Source organism: Pseudomonas sp. NPDC089392 (assembly GCF_044749595.1).
Classification (GTDB): domain Bacteria; phylum Pseudomonadota; class Gammaproteobacteria; order Pseudomonadales; family Pseudomonadaceae; genus Aquipseudomonas.
Genome location: NZ_JBIVIF010000018.1, coordinates 1 through 16,199, shown reverse-complemented (window position 1 = coordinate 16,199; position 16,199 = coordinate 1). Strand labels below are relative to the sequence as shown.

The 16,199-nt window shown below is 61.4% G+C and carries 15 protein-coding genes; 6 read left to right on the top strand and 9 right to left on the bottom strand.

Annotated features, from left to right (window positions below; all coding sequences use genetic code 11):
* Window positions 1–494 precede the first annotated feature (494 nt).
* From glpR to ACIP1G_RS16675, 3 genes are all read right to left on the bottom strand, one after another.
* Window positions 495–1,250 (bottom strand): DNA-binding transcriptional repressor GlpR, encoded by a 756-nt coding sequence (glpR, locus tag ACIP1G_RS16685; RefSeq protein WP_400738835.1) that lies wholly within the window; start codon window positions 1,248–1,250, stop codon window positions 495–497.
* Between the two features lie 230 nt (window positions 1,251–1,480).
* Window positions 1,481–2,980: a glycerol kinase GlpK gene (gene glpK, locus ACIP1G_RS16680; protein WP_400738832.1), complete on the bottom strand. Its 1,500-nt coding sequence runs from the start codon at window positions 2,978–2,980 to the stop codon at window positions 1,481–1,483.
* Window positions 2,981–3,030: 50 nt separating this feature from the next.
* On the bottom strand, window positions 3,031–3,882 hold the full coding sequence (locus ACIP1G_RS16675) for an MIP/aquaporin family protein (protein ID WP_400738829.1): 852 nt from the start codon (window positions 3,880–3,882) through the stop codon (window positions 3,031–3,033).
* A 303-nt stretch (window positions 3,883–4,185) separates the two neighbouring features.
* On the opposite strand from ACIP1G_RS16675, the gene ybaK reads away from it, so the two are divergent.
* Complete coding sequence (gene ybaK / locus ACIP1G_RS16670; RefSeq protein ID WP_400738826.1) at window positions 4,186–4,656, top strand: Cys-tRNA(Pro) deacylase; 471 nt, start codon at window positions 4,186–4,188, stop codon at window positions 4,654–4,656.
* 38 nt (window positions 4,657–4,694) lie between these two features.
* Here the strand turns inward: ybaK and ACIP1G_RS16665 are convergent, their stop codons facing one another.
* Window positions 4,695–5,804 carry an ABC transporter ATP-binding protein gene (locus ACIP1G_RS16665; protein WP_400738823.1) on the bottom strand — a complete coding sequence of 370 codons (1,110 nt, stop codon included), beginning with the start codon at window positions 5,802–5,804 and terminating at the stop codon, window positions 4,695–4,697.
* Window positions 5,801–6,721: an ornithine carbamoyltransferase gene (argF, locus tag ACIP1G_RS16660; protein ID WP_400738821.1), complete on the bottom strand. Its 921-nt coding sequence runs from the start codon at window positions 6,719–6,721 to the stop codon at window positions 5,801–5,803. Before argF ends, ACIP1G_RS16665 begins: the two co-directional genes overlap by 4 nt.
* Before the next feature lie 380 nt (window positions 6,722–7,101).
* On the opposite strand from argF, the gene ACIP1G_RS16655 reads away from it, so the two are divergent.
* Together ACIP1G_RS16655 and grxD are read left to right on the top strand one after the other, a co-directional pair.
* A complete protein-coding gene (locus ACIP1G_RS16655) occupies window positions 7,102–9,210 on the top strand; it encodes a molybdopterin oxidoreductase family protein (RefSeq protein WP_400738819.1) in 2,109 nt (702 codons plus the stop codon).
* 91 nt (window positions 9,211–9,301) lie between these two features.
* Window positions 9,302–9,637, top strand: coding sequence for a Grx4 family monothiol glutaredoxin (gene grxD, locus ACIP1G_RS16650; RefSeq protein ID WP_400738816.1), 336 nt, complete (start codon window positions 9,302–9,304; stop codon window positions 9,635–9,637).
* Window positions 9,638–9,695: 58 nt separating this feature from the next.
* Here the strand turns inward: grxD and bfr are convergent, their stop codons facing one another.
* Together bfr and ACIP1G_RS16640 are read right to left on the bottom strand one after the other, a co-directional pair.
* Complete coding sequence (gene bfr, locus ACIP1G_RS16645; protein WP_003258014.1) at window positions 9,696–10,169, bottom strand: bacterioferritin; 474 nt, start codon at window positions 10,167–10,169, stop codon at window positions 9,696–9,698.
* Window positions 10,170–10,370: 201 nt separating this feature from the next.
* Entirely contained in the window at window positions 10,371–10,589 is a 219-nt protein-coding gene (locus ACIP1G_RS16640) for a bacterioferritin-associated ferredoxin (RefSeq protein ID WP_400738813.1), read from the bottom strand.
* 224 nt (window positions 10,590–10,813) lie between these two features.
* Between ACIP1G_RS16640 and ACIP1G_RS16635 the strand changes: the two genes are divergently transcribed.
* Window positions 10,814–11,416 (top strand): peroxiredoxin, encoded by a 603-nt coding sequence (locus tag ACIP1G_RS16635; RefSeq protein WP_012273884.1) that lies wholly within the window; start codon window positions 10,814–10,816, stop codon window positions 11,414–11,416.
* A gap of 172 nt (window positions 11,417–11,588) precedes the next feature.
* On the opposite strand, the gene rnt is transcribed toward ACIP1G_RS16635, so the two are convergent.
* Window positions 11,589–12,200, bottom strand: coding sequence for a ribonuclease T (gene rnt, locus ACIP1G_RS16630; protein ID WP_400739033.1), 612 nt, complete (start codon window positions 12,198–12,200; stop codon window positions 11,589–11,591).
* 59 nt (window positions 12,201–12,259) lie between these two features.
* Window positions 12,260–13,306, bottom strand: a complete 1,047-nt coding sequence (pyrC, locus tag ACIP1G_RS16625; RefSeq protein ID WP_012273882.1) for a dihydroorotase — start codon at window positions 13,304–13,306, stop codon at window positions 12,260–12,262.
* A gap of 130 nt (window positions 13,307–13,436) precedes the next feature.
* Between pyrC and ACIP1G_RS16620 the strand changes: the two genes are divergently transcribed.
* The gene (locus tag ACIP1G_RS16620) at window positions 13,437–14,411 is read left to right on the top strand and encodes an OmpA family protein (protein WP_400738810.1); all 975 of its coding nucleotides are present in this window, start codon (window positions 13,437–13,439) and stop codon (window positions 14,409–14,411) included.
* Window positions 14,412–14,686: 275 nt separating this feature from the next.
* Complete coding sequence (locus ACIP1G_RS16615) at window positions 14,687–15,904, top strand: argininosuccinate synthase (protein WP_400738808.1); 1,218 nt, start codon at window positions 14,687–14,689, stop codon at window positions 15,902–15,904.
* Window positions 15,905–16,199 lie beyond the last annotated feature (295 nt).

Here is a 16,199-nt window from a genome sequence, read left to right as displayed (position 1 = left end):
GAGGTGTGGCGCCCTTGAGATCGAGCGCCGAGTGTATGGCGCAGTCCTTGTGGCGCCTATGAGATCGAGCGCCGCCCGCGCGGCGCTTCGCGGCTAAAGCCGCTCCTACGTTTGTTTCGGGCCAGTCCATCCTGTGCCAGGCGCGCGCGACCGCCTTGTTTGTACGACGCGATATCGAGTGTGCGCCAAGGCGTTCGCGCGCAAATGCCACAGGCATAACTGGCCCGAAATCTGTAAGACTCGATTTCGAGGTATGCGCCAAGGCGTTCGCGCGCAAATGCCACAGGCATAACTGGCCCGAAACAAACGTAGGAGCGGCTTTAGCCGCGAAGCGCCGCGCGGGCGGCGCTCGATCTCACAGACGCTGGAGATGTTGCGGCAAACACCTGCCAGCCCTGACTCTTTTCCAAGGTAAACACCTGCCAGCCCCGACTCTTTTCCAAGGCAAACACCTGCCAGCCCCGACTCCTTCCCAAGGCAAACGCTGCCAGCCCTCAAACCACCTCAAGCCGAATCTTGTACTGATTCAACAACTGGGTAAGCGCAGGCGTTGGCGCCAAGTCGGTCACCAGGCAATCAACCAAACTGATCGACCCCATGCGCACCATGGCGTTGCGCCCGAACTTGCTGGAGTCGGCGGCGAGGATCACTTGCCGGGCGTTGGCGATGATCGCCTGGGACACCCGTACCTCCTGGTAGTCGAAGTCGAGCAGGCTGCCGTCTTCGTCGATGCCGCTGATACCCACCAGGGCGAAGTCGACCTTGAACTGGTTGATGAAGTCGACGCTGGCCTGGCCGACCACGCCACCATCGCGGCGCACCGTGCCACCCGCCACCAGTACTTCGAAATCATCCTTGGCAGCGAGGATCGCGGCCACATGCAGGTTGTTGGTAATGACCTTCAGGTGGTTGTGATTGAGCAAGGCCCGGGCAATCGACTCGGTGGTCGTACCAATGTTGATGAACACTGAAGCATGGTCGGGAATCTGCCGGGCGACAGCTTCGGCGATGCGTTGCTTTTCGTCGCGCATCTGGTCGGCGCGCATGGCGTAGGCGGTGTTTTCGACACTCGAGTCGTACGCCGCACCACCGTGGTAGCGACGCAGCAGGTTGAGCTCGGCCAACTGGTTGATGTCACGGCGGATGGTTTGTGGCGTCACGACGAACAGCTGCGCCATTTCTTCGATACTGACATAACCGCGCTCGCGCACCAGTTCGAGGATTTGTTGTTGGCGTGGGGGCAGATTCATGGGCGGTCCTTTGGGGCTGCCGGACAAATTCTGCAATGATGCCGTAGGAAGTGGACTACGGCCAGTAGACGAGCGATGCCATTGCCTTACACGGTCCCTGTAGGAGCGGCCTTGTGTCGCGATCGGGCTGCAAAGCGGCCCCAGGTTTTTCACGTCAAGGCTAATATTGCTGGGGCTGCTTTGCAGCCCGATCGCGACACAAGGCCGCTCCTACAAGCGATCACAAGGCATCAAGCATCGTGATCTTCCCAGTCACGAGTACGCTCGACTGCTTTCTTCCAGCCAGCATACAGCTTCTCTTTCTGTGCCTCATCCAGCTGCGGGCTGAACTCGCGCTCGATGATTGCCTTGTCGCGCAGTTCGTCCAGGCCGCTCCAGAAGCCACAGGCCAGGCCCGCCAGGTAAGCGGCACCCAGCGCCGTGGTTTCGCGCATTTTCGGGCGCTCCACGCAGGTGCCGAGGATGTCGGCCTGGAACTGCATGAGGAAGTTGTTGGCCACAGCACCACCGTCCACACGCAACTCGGACAGGCGCCGGCCGCAGTCCTGCTGCATGGCATCGAGCACGTCGCGGGTCTGGTAGGCAATCGACTCCAATGCGGCGCGGATGATGTGGTCCACCTTCACGCCTCGGGTCAGGCCGAACAGCGCGCCACGGGCATACGGGTCCCAGTATGGCGCACCCAGGCCGGTGAAGGCTGGCACCAGGTACACGCCGTTGCTGTCCTTGACCTTGCTGGCGAAGTACTCGGTGTCCAGGGCGTCGTTGACGATCTTAAGCTCGTCACGCAGCCACTGCACGGTGGAACCACCGTTGAACACAGCGCCTTCCAAGGCATAGGCCACTTCGCCGCGGGGGCCGCAGGCGATTGTGGTGAGCAAGCCGTGAGACGACTTCACCGCCTGGTCGCCAGTGTTCATCAACAGGAAGCAGCCGGTGCCATAGGTGTTCTTGGCCTGGCCAGGCTCCACGCACATCTGCCCGAACAGCGCCGACTGCTGGTCACCGGCGATACCGGCAATGGCGATGCCGCTCTTGGTATGGCCGTACACTTCCGAGGACGGGCGCACCTCGGGCAGCATTTGCCGCGGGATGCCGAGGATCTCCAGCAGCTTGTCGTCCCACTGCAGATTGTGGATGTTGAACATCAGCGTGCGCGAAGCGTTGGTGTAGTCGGTGACGTGTACCTTGCCACCGGAGAATTTCCAGATCAGCCAGGTGTCGATGGTGCCGAACAGCAGTTCGCCACGCTCGGCGCGTTCACGGGCACCTTCGACGTTGTCGAGGATCCACTTCAGCTTGGTGCCAGAAAAGTACGGGTCGGTGACCAGGCCTGTAGTTTCGCGAATGTAGTCTTCATGGCCTTCCCGCTTGAGCTGGGCGCAGATCTCGGTGCTGCGGCGGCACTGCCAGACAATGGCGTTGTACACCGGGCGCCCGGTTTCCTTGTCCCACACCACGGTGGTTTCACGCTGGTTGGTGATGCCCAGCGCAGCAACCTGGGCGTGGCTGATACCCGCCTGGGCCAAGGCTTCGACCATGGTCGCGCTCTGCGTGGCAAAGATCTCCATCGGGTCGTGTTCAACCCAGCCTGCCTGCGGGTAATGCTGGGCGAACTCGCGCTGGGAGGTGCCCACCACATTGGCGTCACGATCAAAGATGATCGCTCGCGAACTGGTGGTGCCCTGGTCCAGGGCGATGATGTAGTTCTTATCCTGGGTGTCTGTCATGGTCGTAGGCCTTGCAAGAATAGGGGTCAGGGCTGGGCGTGATGCCGGTATCAATTGGCTTGAGTATCGCCCTGGCGATTGTCATTTGTCTCAGGGTTCGCGGCAGACGCCGTTGGCAGGTTGCGGGCAATCAGGCCGCGATAGGTCGCGGCACCCAGGCAGGCGCCAAGGATCGGTGCGAACACCGGAACCAGGAAATAAGGAATGTCCCGTCCGCCAGTGAAGGCGATTTCGCCCCAACCGGCCAGGAAGGTCATGAGTTTCGGCCCGAAATCGCGCGCCGGGTTCATCGCAAAGCCGGTCAGCGGGCCCATGGCACTGCCGATCACGGCGATCAGCAGGCCGATCAGCAGCGGTGCCATGGCGCCTCGTGGCAGGCCGTTGTTGTCGTCGGTCAGGGCCATGATCACCGCCATCAGGATCGCGGTGATCACCACTTCGACCAGGATCGCCTGGCCGGTGGTAAGCGATGGATGCGGGTAGGTGGAGAACACCGAGGCCAACTCCAGGCTGGCTTCGCTTCCGCGCAGCATGGTGTGGGTCTGTTCGAAATCGAAGAACAGGTTGCTGTACAGCGTGTAGACCAGCGCCGCGCCACAGAATGCGCCGCACACCTGGGCCAGCATGTAGAAAGGCAGCTTGCGCTTGTCGAAACCGGCGAACAGGGTGAGGGCGATGCTCACCGCCGGGTTCAGGTGCGCGCCGGAAATACCGGCGGTGAGGTAGATCGCCATGCTCACGCCCACGCCCCAAATAATACTGATTTCCCACAGGCCGAAGCTGGCGCCCGCCACCTTGAGCGCGGCGACGCAGCCGGTGCCGAAGAAGATCAGCAGGGCGGTGCCGAGGAACTCGGCCAGGCATTGGCTGGACAGCGTGGGTTGGCGTAGAGCAGTCGTCATGTATGACCTCGTTTTTTTTGTTGTGAGGCGCGTGGCGCTCGACAGCAAAGCCCGGTGTCCATCCCCATTGACCCCGGGCAGATGTAGGAAATGCACCTTAAATGTGCACCATTTCTTCAGAAACGAAAAAATATAGACAAGAAACGCTGATGTCAAAGGTCGAAAGTGAACGACCAGTCACGAAATGGTCGTTAAAAGTAGCTGCGAATGCCCGTGCTAGAGGTGCGCGATTGCAGTGCGCTGGCTGCGATGTGGGAATTGTCCTAAAGTAGCCGCCGAGCCGTCCCAGACCGGAGCCCCTGCATGACCCCCGCCCTAGACCTGTTGAAGAAGCACCGCGCCGAGCACCGTGTGCACAGTTATGAACATGACCCCAAGTCGGCGTCATACGGCCTGGAGGCGGCAGAAAAGTTAGGGCTCGACCCGCAGCAAGTGTTCAAGACCTTGCTGGCGAGCAGCGAAAAGGGTGAGTTGCTGGTGGCGGTGGTGCCGGTAGTGGGCACGCTGGACCTCAAGGCCCTGGCCCATGCAGCAGGGGTGAAGAAGTGTGAGATGGCCGACCCGGCGGCAGCACAACGGGCTACGGGTTACCTGGTGGGCGGGATCAGCCCGCTGGGGCAGAAGAAGCGCCTGCGGACCTTTATCGATGACTCGGCGCAGAATTTTGCAACCATCCATGTCAGTGCTGGACGGCGAGGGCTGGAGGTGGAATTGGCAGCAGCGGTGCTGGCCGAATACACCCAAGGCAAGTTTGCCGGCATCGGCCGGGGCTGAGATTGTTGGGGGCTGCAAAGCAGCCCCCACAATCTGAATCAGGTCGCCGAACTGTACCGCCGAACCCCGTTCTCCTGCCGCGTCAACTGCGCCGCCACGCTGCCCGGCACCGGGAACAGCACCAGGTGATCGGCCTCCACCGCAATCCCCACAGCCTCACCCACCTGATGGTCGTTATGGCTCGGGAAAATCGCTTCCAGCTGGCTGCCAGTCGGCAACTGCAGGCGGTACAGGGTCGATGCCCCAAGGAAGCTCTTGCCCACGATATGCGCCCGCAGCGGGCTGTCTGGCGCATGCACGATATCGTCGGGGCGCAGCAGCACATCCACCGAGCTGCCCGGCGCCATGATGTAGGCACGGTTACCGCGCAGTTCACCCAGTTCGGTATTGACCGCCTCGTGGCTGCTCATCTGCCCACGGATGAAATAGCCCTGGCCAATGAAACTGGCCACGAACGGCGTCTGTGGCTCGTGGTAAAGGTTGTAGGGCGTGTCCCACTGCTCCAGGCGGCCTTCCTTGAACACGCCAACCTGATCGCTGACGGCAAATGCCTCTTCCTGGTCGTGTGTCACCAGGATGGCGCTGGTACCACGGCTCTTGAGGATGTCGCGAACCTCATGGCTCAGGCGCCGGCGCAACTCCACGTCGAGGTTGGAGAACGGCTCGTCGAGCAGCAGCAGTTGCGGCTCAGGCGCCAGTGCACGGGCCAGTGCGACCCGCTGCTGCTGGCCGCCGGACAATTCATGCGGGTAACGCCCGCCCAGGCCGCCCAGCTTGACCAGTTCGAGCATCTCTTCGATGACCTCGGCCTGGCGCGGGTGCTTGGCGATGCCGAAGGCAATGTTCTGCGCCACGGTCAGGTGCGGGAACAGCGCGTAGTCCTGGAACACCATGCCGATGCGGCGCTTTTCCGGGGCCAGGGTGAAACCGGCCCGGGAAATGACCTCGCCGGCGAGCTGGATCTCACCTTCGTGCACCGGTTCGAAACCGGCGATGGCGCGCAGTGTGGTGGTCTTGCCGCAACCGGATGAACCCAGCAGGCAACCAATGTCGCCTGCGTTCAGGTGCAGGTTGAGGTTCTGGACGATGCGCTGGTCGCCATAGCCGCAGGCGAGGTTGCGCAGGTTGAGCAGTAGGGGTTGACTCATGCGTGGTGGTAAGCCGGTTCTACAAGGAATTCGAGAAGGGCCTTCTGTGCATGCAGGCGGTTTTCAGCCTGGTCCCAAGCGACCGAACGTGGGTCGTCGAGCAGGTCATGGCTGATTTCCTCGCCACGGTGGGCAGGCAGGCAGTGCATGAACAGGGCGTCGGGTGCCGCCAGGTCGAGCAGTTCGCGGGTGACCTGGTAAGGCGCGAAATGCGCGAGGCGCCGTGCAGTTTCCTCCTCCTGGCCCATGGAAGTCCAGACATCCGTGGTTACCAGGTGGGCGCCGCGCACGGCTTCCTTGGGGTCGCGGATGATCTGCACGTTGTCACCGCCAATGGCCATGAAGCGTGGGTCCGGCTCGTAACCTTCCGGGCAGGCAATGCGCAGCTGGAAGTCGAACTGTTTGGCCGCCTCGATATACGAGTTACACATGTTGAAGCCGTCACCGATCCAGGCCACGGTCTTGCCCTGGATCGCGCCGCGTTGTTCGAGGAAGGTCTGCATGTCGGCCAGCAGCTGGCACGGGTGCGACTCGTCGGACAGGGCGTTGATCACCGGCACGCGCGAGTTGGCGGCGAATTCGGTCAGGGTGCTGTGGGCGTGGGTACGGATCATCACCACGTCGAGCATGCTCGACAACACGATGGCGCTGTCGCCGATCGGCTCGCCACGGCCCAGCTGGGTGTCGCGCGGGGACAGGAAGATGGCCTGGCCGCCGAGCTGGATCATGCCAGCCTCGAACGACACGCGGGTGCGGGTCGAGGACTTCTCGAAGATCATGCCCAGCACGCGGTTCTTCAGGGGCTCGAACAGCACGCCTCGCTTGCGCAGGTCCTTCAGCTCGATGCCGCGGCGGATCACCCCGAGCAATTCGTCGGTGGTGAAGTCCAGCAGGGAGAGAAAGTGCCTAGCGCTCATGATTGACTACCTTATCTGCAACGGTATGCAGGTCGACCGTATGGTTTTTTTTGACAACGGGAGTGACCTGCGGCGTAAGCCGCACGGGGCGGACGAAATAGGGAAAGGCGCAATACTATAAGTAAATGTCGCCTGAAGCCAAGGGGGGAAACAGCGGCCTCATCGCAAAGGGTGTTGCAAAGGGTGTATCAACCCGTTGGCCCGTCTGTTTTTTATTTGCTACAGAGGGTTGTACACGGCTTGCTGGCAATTTGGCAAATGGCTGTCGTAAATCGTGCGCCTGATGTCGGTGGATTCACGCGGCAAAGCGCGCTGGCCGGGGGGCAGGGCAGCGCGCATAGTCGCAGTACTACAACTACAACTACAAGGCAGAGGCGGCCATGACCAAGACCCTGCATCACCGTGCCTGTCACCTGTGCGAAGCGATTTGCGGGCTGAATATCGAAGTGAGCCATGAAGAAGATGGGCGGGCACTGATCAGCTCGATCAAGGGCGACCCACAGGACCCGTTCAGTCGCGGCCATGTCTGCCCCAAGGCTGTGGCCTTGCAGGACATCCAGAACGACCCTGACCGCCTGCGCCAGCCGCACAAGCGGGTGGGTGAGCACTGGCAGGCCATCGGCTGGGACGAGGCGTTTGCTTTGGCCGCAGATAAACTGTGGGCGGTCCAGCAGGCGCATGGGCGCAATGCCGTGGCGGTGTACCAGGGCAACCCGAGCGTGCACAACTACGGGTTGATGACCCACAGCAATTACTTCCTCGGCCTGTTGAAGACCCGCAACCGCTTCTCGGCTACCTCGGTGGACCAGTTGCCGCAACACCTGGTCAGCCACCTGATCTATGGCCATGGCTTGCTGCTACCGATCCCGGACATTGACCAGACCGAATTCATGCTGATTCTTGGCGGCAACCCGCTGGCCTCCAATGGCAGCATCATGACTGTTCCGGACGTGGAAAAGCGCCTGAAGGCCCTGCGCGGCCGGGGCGGGCGCCTGGTGGTGGTAGACCCGCGACGCAGTGAAACGGCGGCCATGGCCGATACACATCTGTTTATTCGTCCCGGTGGCGATGCGGCCTTGTTGTGCGGCTTGCTCAACACCTTGTTCGATGAAGACCTGGCGCGTGGCACGCATTTGCCGGTCAATGGCCTGCAACAAGTGCGTGAGGCGATTGCGCCATTCAGCGCCGAGGCCATGAGCGCGCACTGTGGTATTGCTGCGGCGGACATTCGCCAGCTTGCACGGGATTTCGCCGCCGCCGACAAGGCCGTGTGCTATGGCCGCATGGGCGTCTCGACCCAAGCCTTTGGCACTCTGTGCCACTGGTTGCTGCAACTGATCAACCTGGTGACCGGCAACCTTGACCGAGAAGGCGGCGCGCTATGCACCGAGCCTGCAGTGGACTTGGTGGCCACCACCTCAGGTGGCCATTTCAATGCCTGGCAGAGCCGGGTGTCGGGCTTGCCCGAATACGGGGGCGAATTGCCCGTGGCGGCCCTGGCCGAGGAGATGCTGACGCCGGGCGAAGGGCAGGTGCATGCCCTGGTGACGGTGGCCGGCAACCCCGTGCTGTCCACGCCTAACGGCCGCCAGCTGGATGCAGCCCTGAAGGGGCTGGAGTTCATGCTCAGCATTGACCTCTACATCAACGAGACCACCCGCCATGCCGATCTGATCCTGCCCTCTACCTCGGCACTGGAAAACGATCATTACGACAGTACGTTCAACTTGCTGGCCGTGCGCAACGTGACCCGCTTCAACCGGGCGATCCTGGCCAAGCCGCAAGGCGCGCTGCATGACTGGGAAATCTTCGTCGGCCTGGCGCAGGCGTTTGCAAGGCGTGCCGAGCTTGAATTGAAACCGACCTTGGCGCCGGCGCAGATGATCGACCTGGCCTTGCGCAAGGGGCGCTATGGCGAAGCGACGCCGTGGCAGCTTTCCCTGACAGCACTTGATGATCACCCGCATGGCCTTGACCTCGGGCCATTGCGCGCCAACCTTGCTGCACGCTTGGCAACGGCCAGCAAGTCGGTTGAAGCGGCGGCTCAGGTGCTGCTGGATGACCTGCAGCGGTTGGCCCGACAAGCTCCCCCGGCATCTGGTGAACTGCTGCTGATCGGCCGCCGCCATGTGCGCAGCAACAACTCGTGGATGCACAATTTCCACCGCCTGGTCAAAGGCAAGCCACGCCATCAGTTACTGATGCACCCGCATGACCTGCAGCAGCGGCAACTGCAGGATGGCCAGCGAGTACGCATTCGTTCGCGTACCGGCACCCTGGAGGTCGAAGTGCAGGCCTGTGAAGACATGATGCCAGGTGTGGTCAGCCTGCCCCATGGTTTCGGTCATGGGCGTCAGGGCGTGCACATGCAGATCGCCCAGGCGCAACCCGGGGTGAGTGCCAACGACCTGACTGATGAGCGCCTGCGGGACGCGGTTTCTGGCAACGCTGCGCTCAATGGCGTACCCGTGCAGGTAGAGGCCGCGTAAGGCACGGTAAGGCCGAGCACGCTGCTCGGCTTTCCGATACAATGCGTCACCGTGCCGACGACCGCGTCGGAAAGTTCAGCTGAGGTGCTAGATGGATATCATCGATACGATCAAAGAGCAGATTGCCAACAACACCATTCTGCTTTACATGAAAGGCTCGCCGAATGCCCCGCAGTGCGGCTTCTCGGCCAAGGCATCGCAGGCTGTGATGGGTTGTGGCGAAAAGTTCGCCTACGTCGACATCCTGCAGAACCCGGAAATCCGCGCCAACCTGCCAAAGTACGCCAACTGGCCGACCTTCCCACAGCTGTGGGTAGCCGGTGAGCTGGTCGGCGGCAGCGACATCATGCTGGAAATGTTCCAGAACGGCGAGCTGCAAACCCTGATCAAGGAAGCGGCTGCCAAGGCCAAGGCTTCTGAAGCCTGATCTTCTGGCAAGCATAAAAAAACCCGCTGATTGCGGGTTTTTTTTATGCGGCGAATAATTATTCTTCGCCCATCTGCGACTGCAGGTAGTTTTCGATACCGATCTTGTCGATCAGCCCCAGCTGGGTTTCCAGCCAGTCGATGTGTTCTTCCTCGGATTCGAGAATATCTTCAAGCATGTCACGCGAGCCGAAGTCGCCTGCGGTTTCGCAGTGAGCGATGGCTGCCTTGAGGTCGACCAGGCCTTTCTGTTCGATCTTCAGGTCGCACTCGAGCATTTCCTTGGTGTGCTCGCCGATCAGCAGCTTGCCCAGGTCCTGAACGTTAGGGATACCTTCGAGGAAGAGAATACGCTTGATCAGTTTGTCAGCGTGCTTCATCTCGTCGATGGATTCCTTGTACTCGTGCTTGCCGAGTTTGTTCAGGCCCCAATCTTCGTACATGCGTGCGTGCAGGAAGTACTGGTTAATCGCGACCAGCTCGTTTCCGAGGATCTTGTTGAGATGCTGGATGACGCTTACGTCGCCTTTCATGTCGGGTTCCTGCCCTGTAGAAGTGTGCCAATACAGGGAAGTTTGAGCCTGATACTTAGGTGTGTCAAACCTAAGTTATTGAATAGTAAGTGAAAATTAATAGGAATAAGAATGTTTGTGAACCGCGTTGGAGCGCTAACTTATTGAATTGCAGGCATAAAAAAACCGGACGCATGGTCCGGTTCTTCGAATTCTGGGTTTTCAGGCCGCGGTAAATTCCACAGGGTAGGGCAGGGCTGCCTGGCTGACCTGAAGCTCGGTCAGGGTATCGCGGACCACCTGCTTGGCCACACAGGCGCATTTGCCACATTGGCTGGCGACATTGGTGGCGGCTCGCACTTCCTTGTAACTGCAGCATCCTTCATAGATCGCATCGCGGATCTGTCCGTCGGTAACGCCGACACAAAGACACACATACATAAGGGCTGACCATCGCTGGTTGAGTCGATGGATTGGAGCTTAATGTTAATGAGAATGCTTGTCAAAGGACTTTCTGGAAGGGCCGTGCTTGAGCGACCGGCGGTTGCTTCGTCGATGGAGTCGGCCTGTCATCAGAAGCCGTGTATGATGGTCAGCCTTTGTTGGATGTCGGGCAAGCCCGTCTGGCCCGGCAAACGATTTTTCACCCTAATCAGGAGATTACAATGAGCGTACTCGTTGGTAAGAAAGCCCCCGATTTCACCGTTCCGGCCGTGCTGGGCAATGGCGAGATCGTCGACAGCTTCAACCTGGCTTCGGCCATCAAGGGCAAGTACGGCCTGGTGTTCTTCTACCCGCTGGACTTCACCTTTGTCTGCCCGTCCGAGCTGATCGCCCTGGACAACCGCATTCCTGACTTCCAGGCGCGCAACGTTGAAGTGATCGGTGTGTCGATCGACTCGCACTTCACCCACAACGCCTGGCGTAACACCCCGGTCAACAACGGCGGCATCGGCCAGGTCAAGTACACCTTGGCTGCCGACATGACCCACGAAATCTGCAAAGCCTACGACGTAGAGTCCGAAGGCGGCGTGGCCTTCCGTGGCGCCTTCCTGATCGACACCAACGGTGTTGTCCGTTCGCAGATCATCAACGACCTGCCACTGGGCCGTAACATGGACGAGCTGCTGCGCCTGGTCGACGCCCTGCAGTTCCACGAAGAGCACGGTGAAGTCTGCCCTGCCAACTGGAAAAAAGGCGACAAAGGCATGAACGCTTCGCCAGAAGGCGTTGCTGCCTACCTGAGCGAGAACGCTGGCAAGCTGTAATTGCCACGCGTATAAAAAACCGGCCCTGGTGGCCGGTTTTTTTGTGCCTTCCTGTGCCGGCCTCTTCGCGGGTAAACCCGCTCCTACAGGGGTATGCGAATCCCTGTAGGAGCGACCTTGCCGGGGCGCCGGACCGGTCGGATGGGCCGCAAAGCGGTCCCAAGGGCTCAACTCAATCGTTGAAGTCGCGCCAGCCGCCCATCTCTTTCCAGCGGTTGACGATGCCGCAGAACAGCTCCGCCGTCTTCTCGGTGTCGTAACGCGCCGAGTGCGCCTCACGCCCGTCGAAGTCGATATCGGCGCTCTGGCAAGCCCGCGCCAGCACGGTCTGGCCATACGCCAGGCCGGCCAAGGTCGCGGTGTCGAAGCTGGAGAACGGGTGGAACGGGTTGCGCTTCAGGTCATTGCGCGTCACCGCCGCATTGAGGAAGCCCAGGTCGAAGCTGCTGTTGTGGCCGACCAGGATCGCCCGCTTGCAGCCGTTGGCCTTGAGCGCCTTGCGCACGCCACGGAAGATGTCGGTCAGCGCACTTTCCTCGCTGACGGCCATGCGCAGTGGGTGGTCCAGCTTGATCCCGGTGAACTCCAGTGCGGCCTGCTCGATATTGGCACCCTCAAACGGCTCCACACGGTGGAAGTAGGTGTGCTCGGGGAACAGGAAGCCCTTTTCGTCCATGCCGATGGTGACCGCGGCAATTTCCAGCAGGGCATCGGTGGCGCTGTTGAAGCCGCCGGTCTCCACATCCACCACCACTGGCAGGTAGCCGCGGAAGCGTTCGGCCATCGGGTGGCGCGAACCGCTGCTGCCCTGGGTGTCCAGGTCGTCTTCGTAGAGGTCTTCGCTCACGCGTTTTCCTCCAGCAGGCGCCAGCGCAGTTTTTCGCCAGCGCGCAGTGGCACCACGGTCTGCTCGCCAAACGGCAGGCTGTCCGGGGCGGTCCATTCTTCGCGGACCAGGGTAATGGTGTCGGTGTTCGCCGGCAGACCATAGAAGGCCGGGCCGTGCAGGCTGGCAAAGCCTTCCAGCTTGTCCAGCGCGTTACGCTGTTCGAATGCTTCGGCGTACATCTCGATGGCCGCATAGGCGGTGTAGCAACCGGCGCAACCGCAGGCGGCTTCCTTGGCGTGACGGGCATGCGGGGCCGAGTCGGTACCCAGGAAGAACTTAGGGTTGCCGCTGGTGGCCGCGTCCAGCAGCGCCACCTGGTGGGTGTTGCGCTTGAGGATCGGCAGGCAGTAGAAGTGCGGGCGAATGCCGCCAACCAGCATGTGGTTACGGTTGTACAGCAGGTGCTGCGCGGTGATGGTGGCGCCGACGTTGGCCGGGGCCTCGGTGACGAACTGCGCGGCATCGCTGGTGGTGATGTGCTCGAACACCACTTTCAGCGTTGGGAAACGCTCGACTACGCGGCGCATGTGCTCGTCGATGAAGCGCTTCTCGCGGTCGAACACGTCGATCTCGCTGCGGGTCACTTCGCCATGCACCAGCAGTGGCATGCCGACTTCCGCCAACGCCTCGATGGCTGGGAAGATGTTGTCGATGCTGGTCACGCCCGAGTCGGAGTTGGTGGTGGCGCCGGCCGGGTACAGCTTGGCGGCGTACACGATGCCGCTGGCCTTGGCCGCGCGGACGTCCTCGGGGCTGGTGCGGTCGGTGAGGTACAGCACCATCAGCGGCTCAAAGCGGCTGCCGGCCGGGCGGGCGGCGAGGATGCGCTCACGGTAGGCGCCGGCCTCGGCGGCATTACGCACCGGCGGAACCAGGTTGGGCATGATGATGGCACGGGCAAAAGTACGCGCCACGTCGCCAACGGTGTGGGGCAGGACGGCACCATCGCGCAGATGGATGTGCCAGTCGTCGGGGCGCAGGAGGGTCAGGCGATCGGACATTGGGGATTCCAGGCGGGTCGAACTCAAGCCCCAATGCTACCGGAAAACCCTGGGTGGAGCACGGCTATCAAGTTTTGCCGGCAGCGTCCGATAGCCTGCAGGTAAGCCGTCAGAAATTGTGGAGCCGCCCGTGCGCCAGCGTTACCTAGCCCTGTTGACCCTGTTCGCCAGCCTGCCGGCTGGCGCGCTGACCTTCCAGACGCGCATGGAGAACATTGCCTGGAAGGTCGAGGGTGACCAGTTCGAATGCCGGCTGATCCAGCCGATCGACGGTTTTGGCAGTGGCGAGTTCGTGCGCCGCGCGGGTGAGCAGCCGGTGTTCCAGCTGCGCTCGGCCAGCAACGTGCTGGGGGCGGGCAACGCCAGCCTGCTGGCGGCGGCAGCGCCGTGGCAGCCTGGGCGTGGCGACATCAACCTGGGTAACGTACGCATGGCCCGCACCGGTGTGCTGTTCAGCTCGTCCCAGGGCCAGGCCAGCCGCCTGATCAACGGCCTGCTCGACGGGCGCAGCACGGTGGTGCGCAACTACGCCGGTGAGGCGGGCAGGCCGATGGAGGTGCGCGTGCTGCCGGTCAGCTTCGCCAAGGCCTACAGCGACTACCAGGTGTGTGCGGCCAAGCTGCTGCCGATGAACTACGACCAGGTGCGCCAGACCCAGGTGGGTTTCCCGGGGGGCGGCATCGAGCTGGATGAGTCGGCCAAGGCGCGGTTGGACGTGATCCTTGATTACATGAAAGCGGACCCGACGGTTAATCACATCGAGCTCGATGGGCATTCCGATAACAGTGGTAATCGCCTGACCAACCGCGACCTGTCACGCCGCCGGGCGTTGGCGGTGGCTGATTACCTCAAGGCCCATGGGGTGGCGGAAGAGCAGATTGCCGTGCGTTTTCATGGTGAGCGGTATCCGTTGGCGAAGAACAACAATGCGGCGAACCGGGCGCGGAATCGGCGGGTGAATATTGAGTTGGATCGAGTGGTGGTGGCGGAGAAGCCGGTGGAGCAAGTGGCGCCGGGTGTTGCTCCGGCGCCAGCGCCAGCTCCAGCTCCAGCAGGTCCGGCTGCTGCTCCGGTCTCGGGCGTGCCGGGGGCGAAGGCGCCCTGAGGTCTGGTTGGTTTGTTTGTTGGTGGTGCATGCCTTGAGGTTGCATCAAGGCGAACAGGGTGTTCGCCACAACATTTTCAGCGCCTGTGAGATCGAGCGCCGCCCGCGCGGCGCTCGATCTCACAGGCACTGAACCTCTTGTGGCAGGCCCCAAACCACGTCGCGCCGCTGAAAGTTCCTGTCGCTTTGTCGTCAGAAGCTGTCGCCCCACTGTAAATTTATCCGCAACGTCGTTAGAATCGATCCCTTTCCGTACAACCCCGTGGAGTGATGGCATGGCGGACGTAAAAAAGGTCGTTCTGGCGTATTCCGGCGGCCTTGATACTTCGGTGATTCTCAAGTGGCTGCAGGATACCTACAACTGCGAAGTGGTGACCTTCACCGCTGACCTGGGTCAGGGCGAAGAGGTCGAGCCGGCCCGTGCCAAGGCTCAGGCAATGGGCGTTAAAGAGATCTACATCGACGACCTGCGCGAAGAGTTCGTGCGTGATTTCGTGTTCCCGATGTTCCGCGCCAACACCGTCTACGAAGGCGAGTACCTGCTGGGTACTTCCATCGCACGTCCGCTGATCGCCAAGCGCCTGATCGAAATCGCCAACGAAACTGGCGCTGACGCCATTTCCCACGGCGCCACCGGCAAAGGCAACGACCAGGTACGTTTCGAGCTGGGTGCCTACGCCCTCAAGCCTGGCGTCAAGGTCATCGCCCCATGGCGTGAGTGGGACCTGCTGTCCCGCGAAAAACTGATGGACTACGCCGAGAAGCACGGCATCCCGATCGAGCGCCACGGCAAGAAGAAGTCGCCGTACTCGATGGACGCCAACCTGCTGCACATCTCCTACGAAGGCGGTGTCCTGGAAGATACCTGGACCGAGCACGAAGAAGACATGTGGCGCTGGAGCGTCTCTCCCGAGAACGCCCCGGACCAGGCTACCTACCTCGAACTGACCTACCGCAACGGTGACATCGTTGCCATCGACGGCGTCGAGAAGTCGCCGGCCACCGTCCTGGCCGACCTGAACCGTATCGGTGGTGCCAACGGCATCGGCCGCCTGGATATCGTCGAAAACCGTTACGTTGGCATGAAGTCGCGTGGCTGCTACGAGACCCCTGGCGGCACCATCATGCTCAAGGCTCACCGTGCCATCGAGTCGATCACCCTGGACCGCGAAGTCGCTCACCTGAAAGATGAGCTGATGCCGAAGTACGCCAGCCTGATCTACACCGGCTACTGGTGGAGCCCGGAGCGCATCATGCTGCAGCAAATGATCGACGCTTCGCAGGCCAACGTGAATGGTGTGGTACGCCTGAAGCTGTACAAGGGCAACGTCACCGTAGTCGGCCGCAAGTCGGACGACTCGCTGTTCGATGCCAACATTGCGACCTTCGAAGAAGATGGTGGCGCCTACAACCAGGCGGACGCTGCCGGCTTCATCAAGCTCAACGCACTGCGTATGCGCATTGCTGCCAACAAGGGCCGTTCGCTGCTCTGATTGCTGGCGTGTGCAATAGGAACCCCGGCTCAGGCCGGGGTTTTTTTTGCCTGTTCTTATAAAGCATCTCGGCTGCCAGGTGATTGGCACAACATTTTTATCGCCTGTGAGATCGAGCGCCGCCAGGTGTTCGCCGCAATATTTTCAGCGCCTGTGAAATCGAGCGCCGCCAGTGTTCGCCGAAACATTTTCAGCGCCTATGAGATCGAGCGCCGCCCGCGCGGCGCTTCGCGGCTAAAGCCGCTCCTACGTTTGTTTCGGGCCAGTCCCTCCTGTGCCAGGCGCGCGCGACCGC